The sequence below is a fragment of the Caballeronia jiangsuensis genome (assembly GCF_046030135.1).
GTDB lineage: Bacteria > Pseudomonadota > Gammaproteobacteria > Burkholderiales > Burkholderiaceae > Caballeronia > Caballeronia jiangsuensis.
This window is the reverse complement of record NZ_JAQQDB010000007.1, coordinates 105,069-124,600: the sequence shown is the minus strand read 5'-3', so window position 1 is coordinate 124,600 and position 19,532 is coordinate 105,069. Positions and strand designations below refer to the sequence as shown.

General features: G+C 68.7%; 14 protein-coding genes. 1 reads left to right on the top strand and 13 read right to left on the bottom strand.

The annotated features are described in order from the left end of the window. The first annotated feature begins 28 nt into the window (after positions 1 to 28). The gene (locus tag PQR08_RS09665) at positions 29 to 856 is read left to right on the top strand and encodes a PP2C family protein-serine/threonine phosphatase (RefSeq protein ID WP_250487336.1); all 828 of its coding nucleotides are present in this window, start codon (positions 29 to 31) and stop codon (positions 854 to 856) included. On the opposite strand, the gene tagF is transcribed toward PQR08_RS09665, so the two are convergent. From tagF to tssB, 13 genes are read right to left on the bottom strand one after another with little or no spacing between them, the layout of a single operon-like run. After that, positions 853 to 1,428, bottom strand: coding sequence for a type VI secretion system-associated protein TagF (gene tagF / locus PQR08_RS09660; protein WP_250487335.1), 576 nt, complete (start codon positions 1,426 to 1,428; stop codon positions 853 to 855). The two genes, PQR08_RS09665 and tagF, sit on opposite strands and share 4 nt — an antisense overlap. Next, entirely contained in the window at positions 1,428 to 4,838 is a 3,411-nt protein-coding gene (gene tssM, locus PQR08_RS09655) for a type VI secretion system membrane subunit TssM (protein WP_250487334.1), read from the bottom strand. Before tssM ends, tagF begins: the two co-directional genes overlap by 1 nt. A gap of 34 nt (positions 4,839 to 4,872) precedes the next feature. Continuing rightward, positions 4,873 to 6,174: a DotU family type VI secretion system protein gene (locus PQR08_RS09650; RefSeq protein WP_250487333.1), complete on the bottom strand. Its 1,302-nt coding sequence runs from the start codon at positions 6,172 to 6,174 to the stop codon at positions 4,873 to 4,875. Between the two features lie 32 nt (positions 6,175 to 6,206). Then, the gene (tssK, locus tag PQR08_RS09645) at positions 6,207 to 7,547 is read right to left on the bottom strand and encodes a type VI secretion system baseplate subunit TssK (protein WP_250487332.1); all 1,341 of its coding nucleotides are present in this window, start codon (positions 7,545 to 7,547) and stop codon (positions 6,207 to 6,209) included. 19 nt (positions 7,548 to 7,566) lie between these two features. Then, positions 7,567 to 8,913 (bottom strand): type VI secretion system-associated FHA domain protein TagH, encoded by a 1,347-nt coding sequence (gene tagH, locus PQR08_RS09640; RefSeq protein WP_250487331.1) that lies wholly within the window; start codon positions 8,911 to 8,913, stop codon positions 7,567 to 7,569. 20 nt (positions 8,914 to 8,933) lie between these two features. After that, a complete protein-coding gene (locus tag PQR08_RS09635) occupies positions 8,934 to 10,940 on the bottom strand; it encodes a type VI secretion system Vgr family protein (RefSeq protein ID WP_250487330.1) in 2,007 nt (668 codons plus the stop codon). Positions 10,941 to 10,955: 15 nt separating this feature from the next. Next, positions 10,956 to 11,345: a DUF4280 domain-containing protein gene (locus tag PQR08_RS09630; RefSeq protein WP_250487329.1), complete on the bottom strand. Its 390-nt coding sequence runs from the start codon at positions 11,343 to 11,345 to the stop codon at positions 10,956 to 10,958. 10 nt (positions 11,346 to 11,355) lie between these two features. Beyond that, complete coding sequence (gene tssH, locus PQR08_RS09625; RefSeq protein ID WP_250487328.1) at positions 11,356 to 13,950, bottom strand: type VI secretion system ATPase TssH; 2,595 nt, start codon at positions 13,948 to 13,950, stop codon at positions 11,356 to 11,358. Continuing rightward, the gene (tssG, locus tag PQR08_RS09620) at positions 13,947 to 14,990 is read right to left on the bottom strand and encodes a type VI secretion system baseplate subunit TssG (protein WP_250487327.1); all 1,044 of its coding nucleotides are present in this window, start codon (positions 14,988 to 14,990) and stop codon (positions 13,947 to 13,949) included. The genes tssH and tssG overlap by 4 nt, the downstream gene beginning before the upstream one ends. After that, positions 14,975 to 16,870 (bottom strand): type VI secretion system baseplate subunit TssF, encoded by a 1,896-nt coding sequence (gene tssF, locus PQR08_RS09615; RefSeq protein ID WP_250487326.1) that lies wholly within the window; start codon positions 16,868 to 16,870, stop codon positions 14,975 to 14,977. The genes tssG and tssF overlap by 16 nt, the downstream gene beginning before the upstream one ends. Then, positions 16,867 to 17,424, bottom strand: coding sequence for a type VI secretion system baseplate subunit TssE (tssE, locus tag PQR08_RS09610; protein ID WP_250487325.1), 558 nt, complete (start codon positions 17,422 to 17,424; stop codon positions 16,867 to 16,869). The genes tssF and tssE overlap by 4 nt, the downstream gene beginning before the upstream one ends. Before the next feature lie 50 nt (positions 17,425 to 17,474). Beyond that, complete coding sequence (gene tssC, locus PQR08_RS09605) at positions 17,475 to 18,974, bottom strand: type VI secretion system contractile sheath large subunit (protein WP_408161268.1); 1,500 nt, start codon at positions 18,972 to 18,974, stop codon at positions 17,475 to 17,477. A gap of 4 nt (positions 18,975 to 18,978) precedes the next feature. Continuing rightward, on the bottom strand, positions 18,979 to 19,506 hold the full coding sequence (gene tssB, locus PQR08_RS09600) for a type VI secretion system contractile sheath small subunit (RefSeq protein WP_035498966.1): 528 nt from the start codon (positions 19,504 to 19,506) through the stop codon (positions 18,979 to 18,981). Positions 19,507 to 19,532: the final 26 nt, after the last annotated feature.

Below are 19,532 nucleotides of genomic sequence, written 5' to 3'. Positions count from 1 at the left end.
ACGACACGCATCCGAAGGAGCACGACCGATGAATCCCGACACGCTCATCCGCCGCGCGCCAGTCCGCCTTGCCGCATGCACGGCGTCCGGCCTCACCGACCCCGGCCGCGTACGCCGCGAGAACCAGGACCGCTTTCTGATCGATCCGGCGCTGAACCTCGTCGCGGTCGCGGACGGCATGGGCGGCCACGCCTGCGGCGCGCGCGCCAGCGCGACCGCGCTCGACTGCATCGCCACGCGGCTCGCCGCCGATACGACCTGTCGCGCTCACGCCGGCATCTCGCACTCCGACGATCCCGACGCCACCGTGCACGATGCCTCGGCATGCGCGATGCGCGCCGCCGCCGACGCGCTCGACCACGCCAACGCGACGCTTCACGCGATGAACCTGCGCGAAGGTCTCGCGCACCGCTCGATGGGCACCACGCTGACCGGCATCTGGCAGCCGTCCGGCTCGGCGCGGCTGATTTCGCTGCACATCGGCGACAGCCGCCTCTATCGCTATCGCGACGGCGCGCTCACGCAACTGTCGCGCGACCAGACGCTCTATCAGCAGGCGCTGGAGCGCGGCGTCATCGAACATTTGCCACCGCGCAATGTGTTGCTGCAGGCGCTCGGCCCGCTGCCGTCGATCGCGCCCGTCGTCGAAGCGCATGCGTGGCTGCCCGGCGACCGCTATCTGCTGTGCAGCGACGGGCTGCATGGCGAGGTGCCGCATGGCGAAATCGAAACGGTCCTCGCAGCGACGACGCCGCAAACCATCGACGACGCCTGCGAGCAACTGGTGGCGCTCGCGCTCGATGCGGGCGGCAAGGACAACATCACGGCGGTCATCGCCTGCTTCGACGGTTGCTAACCGGCACGGTCATCGAAGAGCGCCGCGACGAACGCGGGATCAGGCAGACCTGCGCTCGTGCGCGCCGATTCCGCGTGCCACCAGACACTCGTTCCCCAGCCTCCCGCATGCGACGGCGTCGAAACCTCATTCGCGTCATATTCTGGCGATAGCGCCAGCAATCCGGCATCGAAATCCGCGAGACTTGCGCCCTTGTCGAGCGTCGCGAGCGCGAGCGCGCCGCAACGCGCAAACCACGCGTGCGCATACGGACGCCAGATAGACCACGCGCCCGGTTCGACGGGCGCGGCGATCGTCAACGGAAAATGCCGGCCCGCGCTGTCGACGCTCGGCATCAGCACGCCTGCCCAGCCATCCGCACCCAGCACGCCGCCGCCGAGCGCGAAGCACCACAGCGGGGCGGTCAGATACGAATTGAGCCACGCACGCCCGCGCGCCGCGCGGCCCGCGAGCAGGCCCGCCTGCAACATCGCGTCCCAGGGACCGACAAAACTTTGCGGCAGACGCCGCGTCACGAAATCGCCGTTGCCGCGCAGCTTGCCGAAGCATCCGGCGACACCCGGCGATGCCATCACAGATGCTCCGGACAGCGAAACTGTTCGAGCGGCGCGCGCCGGAACGGATTGACGACGCTCGTCGCGTCCAGCTCCAGCACGGCCTTGCGTCCGGCGGAATCGAGCGTGAGCTTGTAGCGGTCCGGCTGGGCGGTGGCGTCGAGCCTGCCCGCATCGATCAGATGCAGGAGCGCCCACGGACCGCTCGCGTCGAGCGGCGCGGCTTGCGTCGCCGAAGCCGGATCGAACTGCGCGCTCGCGCGGCCCGTGTTCTTGCCGCTCGGCCACTGCAACAGCATCGACTGAAGGCCGTCCTGTCTGAGCGCAAGCTGCTGCCCGTCGATGTCGAGATTGAGTTGCGTCAGCGCCGGATCGAACGCAAGCGCCTTCACGCGAAAGCGGATCGACATGTCGCGGCTGCCGTCGTGGAAGAACGCATCGCGGATCTGCGCGGCGCGCTGGAATTGCGCGAGGGCGTCGCGCGGCATGCCCGCCGGCGGCGTGCCGGCGCGCCATTGCCAGACCGGCCCGCTCGTATCGACCAGCGCGGCGAGGTTCTTCTGGAAGAAATCGTCGATGAGGCCGCCCGGCGCGAACAGCTTGCCGAAATCGTCGGCGGCGACGTCGCGGGTCGACGCGCGCACGAAAGGATAGCGGCCATCGAGCGCGCGGCGGCACAGCGGGCCGGCGTTCGCGTTCCACTGCGCATCCAGCCGGGCGCGCTCGCCGCCTTCGAGGAGCGCCGTGCCCGCCGTTGCGATCGACGCGGCGACCGGCGTGAGCGGCGCCGGGCTCGTCTGGCTCGCGAGCCGCAGCTTGCCGAGCGCATCGCCGGCGGGCGCGGGCTGACCCATTCGGCGCGCGGCGTCGGCGGCATCGAGATAGACGGCCGCGTCCTTGAGCGGCGCGAGCGCGCGATCGAGCGCCGTGGCGTCGCCCGGCTTGCCCGCGAGCTGATGCAGCGGCTGGAAGTGGTCATCGACGCGCGTCGGCGAATTCGCGCCGAGCGTCGTCTCGCGCGCCGCCGCGACGATGAACTTCCTGAGCGGCGAGTCGGGCGCGGACAGCTCGTTCGCGACACGCGCGCCATCGGCGAGACCGGTGACGGGCGCGGCGGTCACATCGTCGAGCAGTGCGTCCCATGCGTGGATATACGCGTCGAAGTAACGCTCGTCGAGTGCGGCGCGCAACGCGGCGATGCCGTCGTGCGTGAGCGCGACGTCTTCGCGCCCGAGCACCCACGCGTCCTTCTCGACATTGGCGAGCGCGGCGTCGCGCAAGCGCGTGTATTGTGCGTAGCCGGCGCGGGTGTACGCGCCCGCGACGCCCGCCGTGAGCGGCGCGCCGCTCGTGCGCCGCAGCAACAGCGGCGCATTGGGTCCGGCCGCGGCGCTCACGCTGAACGCGGCGATGTTGCCCTGCGCGAGTTCGCCGTCCACCCGGTTGCCGACGCGCTGCGACAGCGGCAGCTCCGCCAGGCGCGCACGCGCCGCCTTGATGAGCGCGTCGTCGAGCGGAAGCGACGGATCGAAGTGCGTCTTGTCGAACAGCGCGGCGAGATGCGCGTCGAGCGCGCTGCGCTGCGCGGGACTCGCGTCGCCCGCGAGCGCCGGAACCAGATGCGCGCGCAGCGCGGCGGCGTCGAAATGGCGCGCGTCGCCGAGCATCAGATAGGCGCGCAGCGCTTCATATCGATACGCTTCGGATGACGAACCGTTTCCCGTTGCGCCATCGTGCAATTCCTGCGTCAGTTTGCCGACTGCGAGCGGCAGCAAGGTCTGATCGAGCAGTCGCCGGTACGTCACGCGCGCCTCCTGACCGAGCTTGTCGCCCTGATAGAGCCAGAGCCGCGTGAGCCACGGCACCGGCTTGCCGGCGTCCGCATAACCGCCGGGCAGCGCGCGCGCCGCGTCCAGGAGCGGCAGCACCGCGAGCGGATCGGCGGCCGCGTTCGCCTCGCGCGCCAGTTGCCCGACATGCTGCGTCGCGCGCTCGAACTCGGCGACATAGGCGCGATTGCGCTGATAGCTCACGGCCATGCACCCGAGCGCGAGCGCGAGCGTCACGCCGACCAGTGCGAGCGCGCCGCGCCGCAGCCACGCGCTGCAGCGCTCGAAGCGGGCGTTCGCACCCACGAGCCCGGCTTCCGCGATCACCACGTCCTTGAGCATCCGGTTGATGAAATACGCGCGCCCCGACGCATCGCGGTTATACGCGGCGTCGCGACGCAAGCCGAGCGATTGCGCGATGCTGCTGATCGCGCGGTCGATCGGCCGGCCGTGCTGCGTGCCGCTCGTGAAATAGACCCCGCGCAAAAGCGGCGACGCCTCGAAGCGCGTGCCGCGAAACGCGCCGTCGAGAAAACGGCCGAGCGCCGGTTGCAGCCCCGCGAACTGCTGCGCGAAGCCATAGATGCGCGCGCGCCGCGCGACGTCCGTCTCACGCTGCATGCGATGCAGCACGCGCGCCTGCAGCCGTGTGCCGAGCGCATCGAATTCGGCGGGGAATGCGCCGAGCGCCGCGCTCGCTCCCGGCGATTCGTCGAGCGCGAAGGTGATGCCCCAGACCTGGTTGCGCTCCGCTTCGCCAAGATCGTCGAAGAACTCGGTGAAGCCCGCGAGCAGATCGCACTTCGTCACGACCACATACACCGGAAAGCGCACGCCGAGCCGCTCGCTCAGTTCCGTGAGACGGCTGCGGATCGTGCGGATGTGCGCATCGCGGGCGGCGTCGTCCTCGCGCACGAGATCCGCCGCCGACAGCGTGACGATGACGCCGTTCAGCGGCCGCCGCGGCCGGTACTTGCGCAGCAGTTGCAGGAAGCCCGTCCACGCGGATTCGTCGGCCTGTGCGTCGCTGTCCTGCGTCGTGAAGCGGCCGGCCGTGTCGACGAGCACGGCGTCGTCGGTGAACCACCAGTCGCAGTGACGCGTGCCGCCGACGCCGCCGATCGCGTCCTCGCCCAGCGTCTCGCGAAGCGGAAAGCGCAGGCCGGAATGCGCGAGCGCCGTGCTCTTGCCGGTGCCCGGCGCGCCGATGAACATGTACCACGGCAACTGATAGACCCATTGACGGCCGTTGACGCCTTTCATGCGCGCCTGCCGCAGGATCGCGAGCGCCTGCTCGAAGCGCTCGCGCAGCACCGCGAGCTCCGCGCTGCCGGCCGCTGCCGCCTGTCCCCGCCCCGCCATGCTGGTCATGAAGCGCAGATTGACGAGCCGCGCGGCGACGAGGCGCGCGCCCCAGACGAGCCCCCACACGGCGACGAGCGCGGCCATCGCGATCCAGCGGCTGCGTGGCGTCTCGAGCGGCGCGTGGCCATCGAACGCGAACAGCGGCCCTTCGAACCACACGACGACGAGCAACGCGAGCACGCCCGCGAGCGTGAGCCATTGCGGCGTCCTGAGCGTTCCTGCGATCTTTTTCATCGATGTCTCCATGCTGATCTGTGTCCCGGACGCGTCACGACGACGCGCCGGGCGCGAGCAGCGTGATCTCCACGCGGCGGTTTTTTGCGCGGCCTGCGGGCGTGTCGTTCGACGCGAGCGGTTCGGCGTCGCCGCGCCCTTCGGCCGAAAAGCGCGCGGGCGTGCCGGTGAGCGACGCGAGCATCGCGCGCACGCTATCGGCGCGAGCCTGCGACAGATGCCAGTTCGACGGGAAGCGCGCGGACACGAGCCGCTGATCGTCGGTATGGCCGGTCACGACGACCTTGCCGGGCACGCCCGCGAGCGCCTGCGCGATGCGCCCGATCAGCGTGTCGTAGGCGGGATCGAGCGTCGCGCTGCCGGAGGCGAACAGGTTGTCGCCGTTGATCGTGACGATCGAGCGGTCGGCCGCCTCGCGCACCGAAACCAGACCTTCGCGAATCTCGGGCGCGAGGAAGGCCGCGAGATTCGCGGCGGCGGCGGGCATCGCGGCGGGCGCGATCACGCTCGCGGGCGCGGCGGGCCGCTCGCTCACGCGAATGCGATCGAGCGCTTCGAACACGGGGTCGGACGTGCGATTCAGGCTCATCGCGAGCGCGATGTGCGTCGCCACCACCACGACGCCCGCGAGTGCTGCGCAGACCCACGGCGGCATGCGCTGGCCGAGCGGCCGGCGCGCGCGTTCGGCGGGCCGCCAGTGCACCGATAGTTCGTTCTCGAACGCGCCGCGCTGGTCGCGGATGATGCGTTCGAGCCGCTCGCGCACGGAGTCGAGCTGGCTGCGTCCGCCGTCGATCAGGCGATAGCGTCCTTCGAAACCGAGCGACAGGATCACGTACAGAAGCTCCAGCACGTCGATGTTGCGCGCCGGGTCCTGCGCGAGCCGCTGCAGGATCAGAAAGAAGCGCTCGCCGCCCGACGCCTCGTTGTGAAAGGTCACGAGCAGGCTGCGGCTCGCCCAGACGCCGCTGCCCCACGGCGTGCCCGAGATCGCCTCGTCGATGCAGGTGCACAGGCAATAGCGCGCAGCCGCGAGCTTTTCGGTATCGATGCGGCTTGCGCGGGCCTCGTGCTCGAAGGCGCGCACCATGCGCACGAGTTCGCCTCGCAGCGCTTCGATATCGGTCATCGCGGCCCGTTGACGCAGTGGCAACGCCAGTTCGATGAGCGGATTCGCCGCGCGCACGAGCGGGTTCAGGCCGCTCGCGGCGGGCAGCGCCGGGGCGCGCGGTGCGTCTTCCGTGCGCGCATGCTCTGCAAAGCGTCCGCCCGGCTGCGGAATCAGAATGGTGTCGTCCGGGTCGAAGCCGGCTTGCGGCAAAGCGGGTGCATTCACGATGCGTTCCTTCGTCGAATGAAGCGGGGGATTCACGGGCGGATCGCCCAGAACTCGAACTCGATACCGGGAAAATCCCCCGCGACGTGCAGCGCCACGCCCGCCGAAGTCGCGAACTGCCGCCACAGATCGCCGCCGCGTTCCAGCTCGAAATAGGTGAAGCCGGCATGGAACGGCAACTGGCGCGGCGCGACCGCCAGCGCACGCAGCGCGATGCCCGGCAATTGCAGATTGACGAGATCGCGGATGCGCTCGACCGGCCCGAGCTTGGCCTGCTGCGGAAAGCCGTTGAGCAACGCGGCGGGCGCGAGATCGGCCTTCACCGCCAGCACGAAGCTCGCCGAGCGGAACAGCTCGCGGTCCGGCACGATCGCCACGCGCAGGCCGTACTTGCGCTCTTCCAGCGCGATCGGCACGGCGTGCGGGTCCATCACGGCTGCGAGCGCGGCGCGCAGCGCGTTGACGATCGGCGTAAAGGTCTCGTCGAGCCGTTCGTGGCGATAACCCGGGAACGCGCCCGGACGCTTGCCGGACAGGCTGAAGGTGGCGAGCTCGCCCGCCAGTTGCAACGCGTGCTGATGCAGGTCGTGCGGATGCAGACCGGTCGTCGACGCAATCCCCGCAAACAACGGCTCGGCCCGGTTGAGCACTTGTAGCAGCAGAAAATCGGCGATCTCCGCCGCGCCGGTCGCGGCGGGCTGGGCGAGGCGCGCGGCGAGCGCATCGGCGCGCTGATGCATGAGGCCCGTGAGTTCGTCGACGAATCCGCACAGCCGGCGCGACACGCGATAGTCGAGGCACGGCGGCGCGTAGGCGGCATCCAGCACGATGCTGTTGTCCGCGCGACGCTCGACGATGCGCGCGATCCCGAGCGACGTATGCGCGTGCGCCACGTCCTCCTCGAACGCGAGGCGCAGTTGCAGCTTGCCGACCTGCACGAGCGCGGCGCCGGTCGCGCCCTCGTTGCTGTCGAGCACTTCCGTTTCCGCGATGCGGTGGCGCGCGAAGCCATCGTGACCGGCGTGCGCCGCGTACGCCGCTTCGGGCGCGCCGTGACGCGCGACGGGCAGCGCGAGCACGACCGTCAGATCGCGCGCGTCCTCGGGCACGGCGAGCGGCAGCGGGAGTTCATCGTCGGCGGGAAGCCGGAACGGACTGCCATCGGGCAGCACGCCCGCGCACGCATTCAGCGCGATGCGGCCGAGCTTCAGTTGCTCGACATCGATCTCCAGTTCCGAAAAGCCGAACGCATAGGGCCGCAAGGCGGCGCAGCGCGCGTCGATCTGCGCGCGCACATAGCGGTCGTGCTGCTGCAGATGCTGCGGCTGAAGCAGCATGCCTTCGGACCAGATCACCTTGTTGTTCCTGGACATCGTCGCCTCGCGCTTGGATTCAATGAAGGATGGAAGGAGCGAGCGGCTTCGCATCGGCGAAACCGTTCGCCTGCCGCTCGTATGCGTCGTTGAAAGCGCTGCCGGACAGCGCCTGAAGGTCGTCGGCGCTTGCGCGCGTCAGTTCGGCATGCAGCGCCACCAGACGCTCCCACTGACGCGCCTTGCGGCACGCGGGCAGCCAGTCGAACCAGCCGCGTCGGGTGTCGGCAGCGGCTATCGCTTGAGGATCGAAGCGGCCGAGCAGATGTTGCATCGCCGCGCGGGTGCCCGCGAGGACCGCGAGTTCGTGACGGCGGATATCGTCGAAGGCGCTTTCGAGCGCGGTCTGCGCGGGCAGATAGCCGGCGCTCGCGCCACGCAGCATCTGCCCGAGCGCGCCGTCGCCGTCGGGGAAGAACTTGAGCGGGTTGTTGTCGCGCTGGACGAGCATCGTCGTGTCGAGGCTGATTTCGCGCTTCATCACCGAGCGCGACAGCAGCACGTCCACCACGCCTCGCACCGCCGTGCGCAGCATCGCGCCCGCGAGACGCGCGATCTCGGCGGCATCGCGTGTGCCGAGCGCGGCGGCATCGATGCGCATGCCGTCGAGCAGCGCCGCGTAGGCCGATTCGGCGATGGCGTCGTTCGCCGCGACCGTCGTGTGAATCGGCAGCTCCGGGGCGCTCGTGCAAGGCACAAGCGCGATGTCGCCGAGCGGGTCGTAGTCGTGCGGAATGCCGCCCGCCGGCGCATGCGGCGTCGAGCGCACGGGCGGCACGTAGGCGACCTGCTCGGGCGGTACGTGATCGCTCTGCGATCCGACGAACGCCGCATGGCCGTCGAGCCGATGGAGCGCTTCCTGTTCACCGCCGAGCGGATCGAAGCGCGGACCCGGCAGCGGCGAATCCGCGAGCACCGCCGCGCAGGCGAGCGGATCGTGCGCGAACGCCTGCACCGCGCCCGCTTCGTGCACGCTCGCCGCGTCCAGCGGATCGAAGCCGCGACGGTCGTGTACGCCGAGCGGCGCGTCGAAAGCCGCGGCGGGTGCGCGCGCCATCGTGCGCACGCCGAGCCGGTAGCCGCCGATTTCCAGCACGTCGCCATCGCCGAGCGGCGCGGGCTGGCCGCCCGCGAGCGGCCGGCCGTTGACCCGGCTCGGATTGCTGCCGAGATCGGCGAGCCGCCAGCCGTCCTCGCTCCAGTCGATCCGAGCATGCACACGCGACACGGTCTTCGCCGCATCCGGCAACGTCAGCACGTTGCCGGGGCCGCGTCCGATGGTGCCGCCCGCCGCGCCGAAGCGACAAGCGAGCGGCGCATCGGGCGCGCTGCCCTGATAGCTCTCCACCGTGAGCGTGAGATACATGGAGTCTCCTTCGCGTTCGTTCATCTGGAACCGTCATCGGCCTGGCGGGGCGCGGCGGGCGCATCGGGCGACGCGTTCGCCGCGCCGGCCCCACCGCCTCCACCGCCGCAATTGATCTGCACGACCACGCCGTCGATCGACACCGGCCCGGCCGCGCTGATCGCGATGCCGGACGGTCCGAGCACGATGGTGTTGCCGCCCGCCTTGAGCGTGAGCGTCACGCCGGCCTCGATGGTGACGTTCGCCCCGCCCTTCACATCGACGTTAACACCCGCCCCCACCGAAATATTCGCCCCGCTTTTGTGATGCGTATCGCCGCCGATATCGAGGGAAAATTTGCCGCCGACCCGCGTGCGCTGGGCGCCCTGCACCTCCTCGCTGCGATTTCCGCCGCAGCGCGCGTAATCGTCCTGCTCGACGATTACATGGCGCTCGTTACCGATGCGCGTGAGCGCGTCGTGCTTCACCCAGGTTTCGAGATCGCGCTCGGCGTGAAAGAACAGTTGCTCGGCATCCTTCGTATCGTCGAAACGCATTTCGTTGAAGCCGTTGCCGCCTTTCGTCGAATTGCTCTTGAGCGTGGTGCGGGCCATTTTCGCGGGCAGTTCGTAAGGTGTCGTCTGCGCGGCGTTGTAGACGCTGCCGATCACGAGCGGCTGATCCGGATCGCCTTCGATGAAATGCACCAGCACTTCCTGTCCGATGCGCGGCAGGAAGAACGCGCCGTAGCCCTTGCCGGCCCAGGGCTGCGCGACGCGCACCCAGCAGCGCTGCAGCGACTCGCGCGACGCCTCCGGTTCGAGTTGCTCCCAATGAAACTGCACCTTGATGCGGCCGTATTTGTCGGTATGAATCTCTTCGCCCTTCGGTCCGACGACGACCGCCGTCTGCGGTCCCGCGACGCACGCGCGCGGCGTGCTGCGTGCGGCGCGAAATCCGGCGTCGCGCGGCAACGCCGTGAACGCGCAATCGAACACGGGCGGCCGGTCGCGTGCATCGAAAGTGGAAATATAGTCATCCGAATTGATTTCATACTCGGCCGAAACGACGAGATACTCGCCGTTGTGCTGCGCGAGCGGATGATCGCTCAGATGCACGACCCCGCCCGGCCAGATGGCGCGCGCAGTCGTGCGCGCGTTCACGCAGACATTGCCCGCCTGATGCGCCTCGACGCGCGCGCGTGCGAGACGCTCGGCATCCTCGTGGCGCGTGTAGCCGGGCGCGTGCTCCTGCATCGCGTAGACGGGCTCATCGAAGCGCTTCACGCGATGCGCACGCGCGACGAGACCTTGCTGCGCCGATTGCGACGGCTTCTCGAAGTCGTAATCGTTGATCTCGACGATGCCCGTCGCCACTTCGCCGCCCGTGGACCATGCGTAGACCCACTCGTGCTCGTGCGGCGCGGCGGTCTGCGCGCGAAAGGGCAGCGCGTTGCAATGCGGCGTCGCGCCATGCACCTGCGACGAATCCGTGAGAATCAGCCGATGCTTGCCGCCCCGATGCTCGACGTAGTAGTAAATGCCTTCGCGCTCGGCGAGCCGGCTCACGAAATCGAAATCCGTCTCGCGGTACTGCGCGCAATGTTCGAGGCTCGGATAGCTCGCCGAGCACTTGTTCTCGAAGTCGATGTGATAGTCCGCGAGCACGCGGCCGATGATCGCGGGCACGGTCATCCGGTGAAAGAAGCGGCAATGCGATGCGCGCGTGAGCAGCCACAGGCGCGGGCGCACCGTCGCGCGATACAGCGCCGGGCGATTCGGCTGCGTGCTCGCGGGCCGCGCCAGCTCGAACGCCGTGACGATGCCGTTGTACTCGCGCGTGCCGCCCGACGGAATCGCCAGCGACAGCGAGAAGTCGCTGCCGAGCATCTTCGCGATGTCGAGATTCGAGCGATCGGCGAGCAGTTCGAGATCCCATTGCGCGAGGCGCCCCAGTTCCTCGCGTCCGCGCATGCGATAGAGCACGAGCGCGTTCGTGCCGAGCGCGCAGGTCACCTGCGCGATGCGATCGTTGTCGGTGAGCATCATCGGTGGCCTCGTCGTTCAGGGAATCTGCGTTTCGCACGTCGCCGGATCGACGACCGTCACCACGCCGCCCCAGTTGCAGAGGCATTTGGAGACGTTGTCGAGCGACGGCTGATTGCCGAGCAGCACCGTGACCGCGCCGGGCACCCAGGGCGCGAGTGTCGCGGGCACGCAGGGCATCGGCGTCGGCGTGCCGAGCGCGGCGGCGGTGGCCGCGGCGACCTGCGGGTTCGCCTGCGAGGTGCACATGCCGAACGGCATGATGTTCACGAGCGGCTCGTGATCCATGATGTTCGCGGCAATCGACCCTTCGCAGCGCACGCGATTGACGGGCAGCACGACGAGCGCGGACGGCGTCATGCCGAACGAGCATTGCAGCGTCGCGCCCATGACGACTTGTTGTGGCATGACCGGCTCCTCAATCGAACGAATAGGTGAACTCGCCGTCGCATACGCCGACTTCGACTTTCGCCACGCTGCGGCCATCGACGAGACGGCTCAGAAATTCCGTGCTCACGCGCGGCAGCACGGTGTTGGTGAGAATCGCGTCGATCATGCGGCCGCCGCTCGCGAGTTCCGTGCAGCGCCGCGCAATCTGCGCGACCACCGCGTCGTCCCAGGCGAAGCTCACGCGCTGCCGCTCGCCGATACGCCGCCCGATGCGCGCGAGCTGGAGGCGGATCACCGCATCGAGCATCGCTTCGTCGAGCGGGTAGTACGGAATCACCGCGACGCGCCCGAGCAGCGCCGGCGGAAATGCTTCGAGCAGCGGCTCGCGCAACGAGCGCGCGATGTCTTCCGGCGGCGGCGCTTCACGCCCGCCGCCGCACAGATGCGTGATGAGCTCGGTGCCGACATTGGTCGTGAGCAGAATCAGCGTGTTGCTGAAATCGATTTCGCGCCCTTCGCCGTCTTCCATGCGGCCCTTGTCGAAGACCTGGAAGAAGAGCTTGTGGACGTCCGGGTGCGCCTTCTCGAACTCGTCGAGCAGCACGACGCTATAGGGACGGCGTCGCACCGCTTCGGTGAGCACGCCGCCCTCGCCATAGCCGACATATCCCGGCGGCGCGCCCTTCAAGAGCGACACGGTGTGCGCTTCCTGGTACTCGCTCATGTTCACGGTGACGACGTTGTCCTCGCCGCCATACAGCGCCTCGGCGAGCGCGAGCGCGGTTTCGGTCTTGCCGACGCCCGAGGTGCCCGCCAGCATGAACACGCCGACCGGCTTGCAGGGATCGTCGAGACCGGCGCGCGCGGTCTGCACGCGGCGCGCGATCATGTGCATCGCGTGATCCTGTCCGACGATGCGGCGGTTCAGCGTCGCGGCCAGATCGAGCACGCTGGCGGCTTCGTCGCGCACCATGCGGCCCACCGGGATGCCGGTCCAGTCCTGCACCACCGATGCGACCGCGTGCGCATCGACGCCCGGCAGGATCAGCGGCGTTTCGCCCTGGCGCTGGGCGAGTTCATCGGTCAGCGCTTTCAGGTCGGGAAGCGCGACGGACTCGCCGCCCGCTTCGATCGCCCGCCGCGCCGCGAGAATGCGCCCGACGAGCGCACGCTCCGCCTCCCAGCGCGCGGTGAGATCGGCGAGGCGCGCACATTCGGATTCGAGCCGCGCGGCAACATCGGCGGCGCGTTCGCGCGTATCGATGCCGAGCGCCGCTTCACGCGCGACGATCTCGCTTTCCGTCGTCCACGTCTCGATGCGCCGCTTCGCATCGTCGATGGCGGGCGGCAGCGCCTGCTGGCTCACCGCGACGCGCGCGCAGGCGGTGTCGAGCAGGCTCACGGCCTTGTCGGGCAACTGGCGCGCGGGAATGAAGCGATGCGAAAGCTTCACCGCCGCCTCCAGCGCCTCATCGAGCACCTGCACGCCGTGATGCCGCTCCATCTTGCGCACGAGGCCGCGCATCATCGCGATCGCGCCGGCTTCCGTCGGCTCCGGCACCTTGACCACCTGAAAGCGCCGCGTGAGCGCCGGGTCCTTCTCGATGTGCTTCTTGTATTCGACCCACGTCGTCGCCGCGATCGTGCGCAGCGTGCCGCGCGCGAGCGCGGGCTTGAGCAGGTTGGCGGCGTCGCCGGTGCCCGCCGCGCCGCCCGCGCCGACGAGCGTGTGCGCCTCGTCGATGAAAAGAATCACCGGCTTGTCCGACGCCTGCACCGCTTCGATCACCTGCTTCAGCCGGCTCTCGAACTCGCCCTTCACGCTCGCGCCCGCCTGCAGCAGACCGACATCGAGCGTGCGCACGACGGCGTCGCGCAACGCAGGCGGCACGTCCCCCGCGACGACGCGCTGCGCGAAGCCTTCCACCACCGCCGTCTTGCCGACGCCCGCCTCGCCGGTCAGGATCGGGTTGTTCTGCCGCCGCCGCATGAGAATGTCGATGACCTGGCGAATCTCCGTGTCGCGCCCGACGATCGGATCGAGCTTGCCCTCGCGCGCTTCGGCGGTCAGATCGACGGTGTAGCGGGCGAGCGCGTCGTTCTGCGCGAGCGGCGCGACGGGTTCCGCCGCGGGCGCAGCCTGCGCTTCCGGCGAGCCGTCGAGCAGCGCGTCGAAACGCGCGGACAGCGCATCGAAGCTGATCTTCTCGAACTGGCGCGACAGCGCGTAGAGCGCATTGCGCAGGTTCGGCGTGCGCAACATGCCGATCACGAGATGCCCGCTGCGCACCTTCGAGGCATTGAACATCAGCGAGCCGAAGACCCAGCCGCGCTCGACGGCTTCATCGACTTGCGCGGAGATATCGGAAACGGCTGTCGCGCCGCGCGGCAGACGATCGAGCGCGGCGGTCAGATCGCGTTCGAGCGCGGCCTCGTCCAGCTCGAAATGCCGCACGAGGCGGCGCAGATCCGAATCCGCCGCGAGCAGAATCTGATGCACCCAGTGCGCCAGTTCGACATACGGATTGCCGCGCAGCTTGCAGAACGCCGCGCCGTTTTCGATCGCACGATAGGCAAGCGGATCGAGCTTGCCGAACAGGGCCATGCGGCTGATTTCAGTCATGAGAAGTCTCCTTGCGTGGGGGCTTGCTTGTGGTTCGCTTGCGCCTGCCCGGCGATCACGACCCGATGGTTGTCATGGACCGGCGCGCCGCTCGTGAGCCAGGTGTTCCAGCCGATGCGCGCGCCTTTCGTCGAATTGCCTTGCAGACGCAGCGGCGGCACTTCCTCGCGCTTCAGATGCAGCGCCACGTCCCAGTCGAGCGGTTCGCGCACGTAGTTGCGGACCCAGTCGGCGAGTTTCGCGAGGCTCGCGCCGCCCGGCAGAAAGCGCATGAAATCGACATAGCCGAGCGGTCCGATCACGATGCGAAACTTGTGCTGGCAGTCCCAGACCCGCGTGCCGACGACCGTCGATACGCCGAGCCGCGCGCCGGACAGACGTGTGCGCGCGTCTTCCGGCAGCGCGATCCAGTGGCCGCGCCACGGCTCGATCGACACGTTCACGCCGAAAAAACGCGCGAGAATCAGCCGCAGTCCGCCAGCGTGGCGCGTCGGCGCGGCGAGCACGCCCGCGAAGTGACGCTTGGCGGAATCGGGCACGGCGTCGCGATCGGCGAGTGCGGGCGCGCCGAGGCCGAACAGGCTGCCAACGTAGCCCGCGAAGCGATCGTCGCGCGGACGGTCGGCGCTCACGACCGGCTGCGCATCCGCCCACGCGCGGTAGAACAGCGACAGCATCCGGTGATGGAACACGTCGAGAAAGCGCGCGAGCGTCGGATCGTTCGCGTTGCGCGCGCGCTCGCGCACGTAGGCGGTGAGGTGCGTCGGCAGCGGGCCGTTCGGTCCGAGCAGGCCGAGAAAATTCACCGCGAGCCGGCCGGGCTTGCCGTCCTCGCCCGGCACGAAGTCGCCGAGCGTCGTCGGATGAAAGATCAGTTCCGGGTCTTGCGAAAGCCGCACGGCGTCGTCGCGCACGGACAACGAGCGGCCGAGACGCGGACGCTCCCCATGCGCCTGCTCGATCAGCCGCAGCGCCTGAAAGAAGTCGAAGCGGCGGGCGTCGTGGGCGAGCATGCCGTCGATGGTCAGAGCGTCGCGCATCGTCCGATCCTCGCGGGCCACTGCATGACGGGGCCACGCGCAAGCGTCGCGACCTGGGTCTCGGTGAACGAATTGATCGACACGTATTGCGCGAAGAACTGCGCGAGCACCGCGCCGAGCAGAAACGCGCTCGCGCCCTCGAACGCGGCGTCGTCGAAGTGCAGCGTGATCGCGAGGCCGCGCCCGTAGACGATCGGACCCGGCGAAGGCAGACGCCGCACGACCGGCGCGCACGACACCGAGCGCAGCCCTTCGACCTGCCGGTGCGCGGCGGCATCGTCGGCGGGGCAATAGAGCGCGAGCAGTTCGCGCAGCGCGCGGGCGCCTTCCTGCTCGTTGGTATCGACGAGCGACGCGTAGTTGAGCGAAAGATGATCGAGCAGCCGCCACGCCGCCGGCCCTTCTGCGAACGAAGGCAGCGGCCGGCTCGGGCCCGCGACGCAGCGCACGGCTGTGACGGGCGCTTCGGCGTCGAGCGTGAAGTCGGTCGAGCCTGCGCCGACCGGCATCGAGAGCGGCAGATCGCGATTCGTGCACCACGCGCCGATGCCGAGCTGGCGCACTTCGCCGCTGTCGGGCGCGCCCGCCGCATCGACCAGCGCGATGAAGGCTTCGCTGCCGAGGTAGCTGCTGCGCGCGCCGTTCTGCTGCTGCCGCGCCGACGCGCGCCGTGGCTCGCGCCGCAGTTGATAAAACGCGCCGCCCTCGCCCGGCATGTCGAGATCGTTCGCGCAGTGGAATGGCCGATACTGCTTCTGCGCATCCGCGCCCGCGCCGTACCCGGTGACTTCGTCGAGCTGATGGATTTCGTAGTCCATCGGACGCGTGCGATCGACCACGACGTGATATTCGAACTCCGTGTCCGACAACGCGACGCGGTCGGTGCGGCGGCGAAACAGGTTGATGGCGGGCGTGCAGTCGAGCGCGAAATTCGCAGCATCGACGCCGCGTTCGAGCGACGCATCCGCCTGATCGAGAAGGATCACGATCTCCGCTTCCCGCCCGCGGCAATGACGCAGCGCGTCGCGCAAGCCGGCCAGTTCGACGAACATGAAGCGCGGCGCGAACGCGAAATATTCCTGAAGCAGACGATAGCCGTCGAACGATTGCCGGCCGACCGGCAGAAGCGCCTCGTCTTCGGCGAAACCGAGCGGTTGCAGCGCCGTCCGGGGCAGCACGGCGAGCGTGGTCGCGGCGCTCGCGCCATTGCCCGGCTGCATCACCGCGACGCCGACGCAATGCGCGAGCAGCCGCTCGTGCAGCTTCGCCGGCAGGCCATCCGGGCCGCGCAGATACAGCGCGAGACGATCGAGCGAGAGGCGCTCGAAGCCGAGCGAGCCGGTCGCGCGCAAGCGCAGGCGCAAGCCCGCCTTAACGCCCGCGGGCAGCGCCGGCGCCGACGCGTTCAGCGATCCCGCATGCGTGAAGAACTTCGCCTGCGCGATCTCGACGGGCCACAGCGTGACCGCATGCGCGGTGCGATATTCGCAGCGCGTCGACGCGGACTTGTCGAGCATGCCGCGCAACGCCGTGTGGCGCGGCACGACGATGCCGTCGGCGCTCGCCGCGAGTTGCGGGTTCGCGTGATCGGCCTGCAACTGGACGACCGTCATCGACGGCGTCGGCGCGAGATAGTGCGGATACGCCAGTTCCAGCAGATGCTGCGTGAAGCGCGGGAACTCGGCGTCGAGCTTCATCTGCACGCGCGCGGCGAGAAAGCTGAAACCTTCGAGCAGCCGCTCGACATACGGGTCCGCGCATTCGACGCCATCGAGCGCGAGTCGCCCGGCGATCTTCGGAAACGCGGCGGCGAATTCCCCGCCCATCTCGCGGACGTGCTGAAGCTCCTGGCTGTAGTACCTGAGGAACGCGGGATTCATGTCTGCTGCTCCACGGCCGATGCATCGCAAACGCGCACTTCGCCCGCTTCGAGATCCAGTTCCGTGCGCAGGAAAAGCCGCTCGGGATAGGGCTGCGACCACATGTCCGCCTCGATCTCGAAGCGGATCACGTGGCCGCCTCGCGTGCCTCGCGCGCTCTTGGCGGCGCCTGCGCCCTTCGCCTCGTCGATCGCTGTCACGCGCACCGATTCGCGCGCGAGCCGCGGTTCGAAAGCCCACAGCGCGTCGCGAATGATGCGTTCCAGCGCGCCGGCCGCGAGCGCGGCGACATCGCGGCCCGCGAGGTCCGGCAGGCCGTAGTTGAGCACCGACGTCGCGACATGCGGCAGATTCGCCGCTTCCTCCGCATACGACCTCTCGCCGAGACCGCTCGCGTTGAGAAGCCAGCCGATATCGCGCTGCACGCTGTCGCGCAGCGCACGCGCCGAGATCACGCGACGCTCGCGGGATTCGTGACGCGCGTGCGGTTCGAAATCGGTCAGGCGGTCCAGCAACGACGGCTGCAGCCGGTCGCGGGCGGAAGGTTCGGACATGGGCGGCTCCTTTTGTGCGGAATGGGCGGACGTCACGCGGCTCAGGCGGCTCAGGCGGCCTTGGCCGTCGGCAGTTTCGACACGAGCCGCAGCGACACCGTCAGACCTTCGAGCTGGTAGTGCGGGCGCAGGAAGAACTTCGACGTGTAGTAGCCCGGATTACCCGCCACTTCCTCGACGATGACCTGCGCGTCGGCGAGCGGCTTGCGCGCCTTGGTGTCTTCGGAGGAATGCGCGGGATCGCCATCGACGTATTGAAGAATCCAGTTCTGCAGCCAGCGCTCCATGTCGTCGCGTTCCTTGAACGAGCCGAGCTTGTCGCGCACGATGCACTTCAGGTAGTGCGCGAAGCGGCAGCACGCGAACAGATACGGCAGACGCGCGGCGAGATTCGCGTTGGCGGTGGCGTCCGGGTCTTCGTATTCGGCGGGCTTGTGCAGCGATTGCGCGCCGATGAATGCCGCGAAGTCCGAGTTCTTCTTGTGCACGAGCGGCATGAAGCCGTTTCTGGCGAGCTCGGCCTCGCGCCGGTCGCTGATCGCGATCTCGGTCGGGCACTTCATGTCGACGCCGCCGTCGTCGGTCGGGAACGCATGCACCGGCAGACCCTCGACCGCGCCGCCCGATTCGACGCCGCGAATGCGCGAGCACCAGCCGGAGGTCTTGAACGAGCGCGTGATGTTCGCCGCCATCGCATACGATGCGTTCGCCCATGCGTACTTGCTGCTGTTCGCGCCCGCGGTGTCTTCCTCGAAGTCGAACGCCTCGACCGGGTCGGACTTCGCGCCGTAGGGCGCGCGCGCGAGAAAGCGCGGCATCGCGAGGCCGATGTAGCGCGAGTCCTCGGAATCACGCAGCGAGCGCCACGCGGCGTGCTCGGGCGTCTGAAAGATCTTGGTCAGATCGCGCGGATTGGCGAGTTCCTGCCACGACTCCATCAGAAGCGCCGCCGGGTCCGCGCCCGCGATGAACGGCGCATGCGCCGCCGCCGCGATCTTCGCGATCTGCGTGAGCAGGTCCACATCCGGGCCGCTGTGGTCGAAGTAGTAGTCCGCGACCAGCGCGCCGTAGGGCTCGCCGCCGAACTGGCCGTACTCTTCCTCGTAGAGCTTCTTGAAGAGCGGGCTTTGATCCCACGCGACGCCCCGATATTTCTTCAGCGTCTTGTGCAGTTCCGCCTTGGAGATGTTCAGCACGCGGATCTTGAGCGACTCGTCGGTCTCCGTGTTGTTCACGAGGTAGTGCAGGCCGCGCCATGCGCTCTCTACCTTCTGGAACGGCTCGCTGTGCAGGATCAGGTTGATCTGCCCGGTGAGCGTCTGATCGATCTGCGCGATCAGCGCCTCGATGGTCGCGAGGACATCGCCGGAAATCACGCCGGTGTCGCGCAATGCCTGCTCGGCGAGCGTGCGCACCGCGTTCTCCACGGCGTCGCGGGCGCGCTCGGACTTCGGCTTGAACTCCTTTTGCAGCAGCGTGGAGAAGTCGTCGAGTTCGGGCGCCGCGTCCAATACGGCGGGGCTTGCCTGTTGGATGCTGAGATCGTTCATCGCGTCATGCTCCGGTCGTGGGTTGGTCGGCGTCGTCGTTCTGACGAGGCTGGGTGGCGAGCGCCTTCATCAACGCGGGCTCCTCGAGCAGCCGCGCGATCAGCGCTTCGGCGCCGGTCTTGCCGTCCATGTAGGTCAGGAGATTCGCGAGTTGCGTGCGCGCTTCCAGCAATTGCCGCAGCGGCTCGACCTTGCGTGCGATGGCGGCGGGCGTGAAGTCGTCCATGCTCTCGAAGGTGAGATCGACCGCGACGTTGCCGTCGCCCGTCAGCGTGTTCGGCACCTGCACCGCGACGCGCGGCTTCATCGACTTGAGACGTTCGTCGAAGTTGTCCACGTCGATCTCGAGGAACTTCCGTTCGGCGGCGGGTGCGAGCGGCTCGGCGGGCTGTCCCGCCAGATCCGCGAGCACGCCCATCACGAAGGGCAGGTTGACCTTCTTCTCCGAGCCGTAGATTTCGACGTCGTATTCGATCTGCACGCGCGGCGCGCGATTGCGCGCGATGAATTTCTGACTGCTTTCCTTTGCCACGATGTTTCTCTCCTTTGCTTGTGTCC

Excerpts from the sequence above, each read along its gene's own strand:
- PQR08_RS09665 (WP_250487336.1), top strand. The coding sequence starts at position 29 with ATGAATCCCGACACGCTCATCCGCCGCGCGCCAGTCCGCCTTGCCGCA.
- tagF (WP_250487335.1), bottom strand. The coding sequence starts at position 1,428 with ATGGCATCGCCGGGTGTCGCCGGATGCTTCGGCAAGCTGCGCGGCAAC.
- tssM (WP_250487334.1), bottom strand. The coding sequence starts at position 4,838 with ATGAAAAAGATCGCAGGAACGCTCAGGACGCCGCAATGGCTCACGCTC.
- tssK (WP_250487332.1), bottom strand. The coding sequence starts at position 7,547 with ATGTCCAGGAACAACAAGGTGATCTGGTCCGAAGGCATGCTGCTTCAG.
- tagH (WP_250487331.1), bottom strand. The coding sequence starts at position 8,913 with ATGTATCTCACGCTCACGGTGGAGAGCTATCAGGGCAGCGCGCCCGAT.
- PQR08_RS09635 (WP_250487330.1), bottom strand. The coding sequence starts at position 10,940 with ATGATGCTCACCGACAACGATCGCATCGCGCAGGTGACCTGCGCGCTC.
- PQR08_RS09630 (WP_250487329.1), bottom strand. The coding sequence starts at position 11,345 with ATGCCACAACAAGTCGTCATGGGCGCGACGCTGCAATGCTCGTTCGGC.
- tssH (WP_250487328.1), bottom strand. The coding sequence starts at position 13,950 with ATGACTGAAATCAGCCGCATGGCCCTGTTCGGCAAGCTCGATCCGCTT.
- tssG (WP_250487327.1), bottom strand. The coding sequence starts at position 14,990 with ATGCGCGACGCTCTGACCATCGACGGCATGCTCGCCCACGACGCCCGC.
- tssF (WP_250487326.1), bottom strand. The coding sequence starts at position 16,870 with ATGAATCCCGCGTTCCTCAGGTACTACAGCCAGGAGCTTCAGCACGTC.
- tssE (WP_250487325.1), bottom strand. The coding sequence starts at position 17,424 with ATGTCCGAACCTTCCGCCCGCGACCGGCTGCAGCCGTCGTTGCTGGAC.
- tssC (WP_408161268.1), bottom strand. The coding sequence starts at position 18,974 with ATGAACGATCTCAGCATCCAACAGGCAAGCCCCGCCGTATTGGACGCG.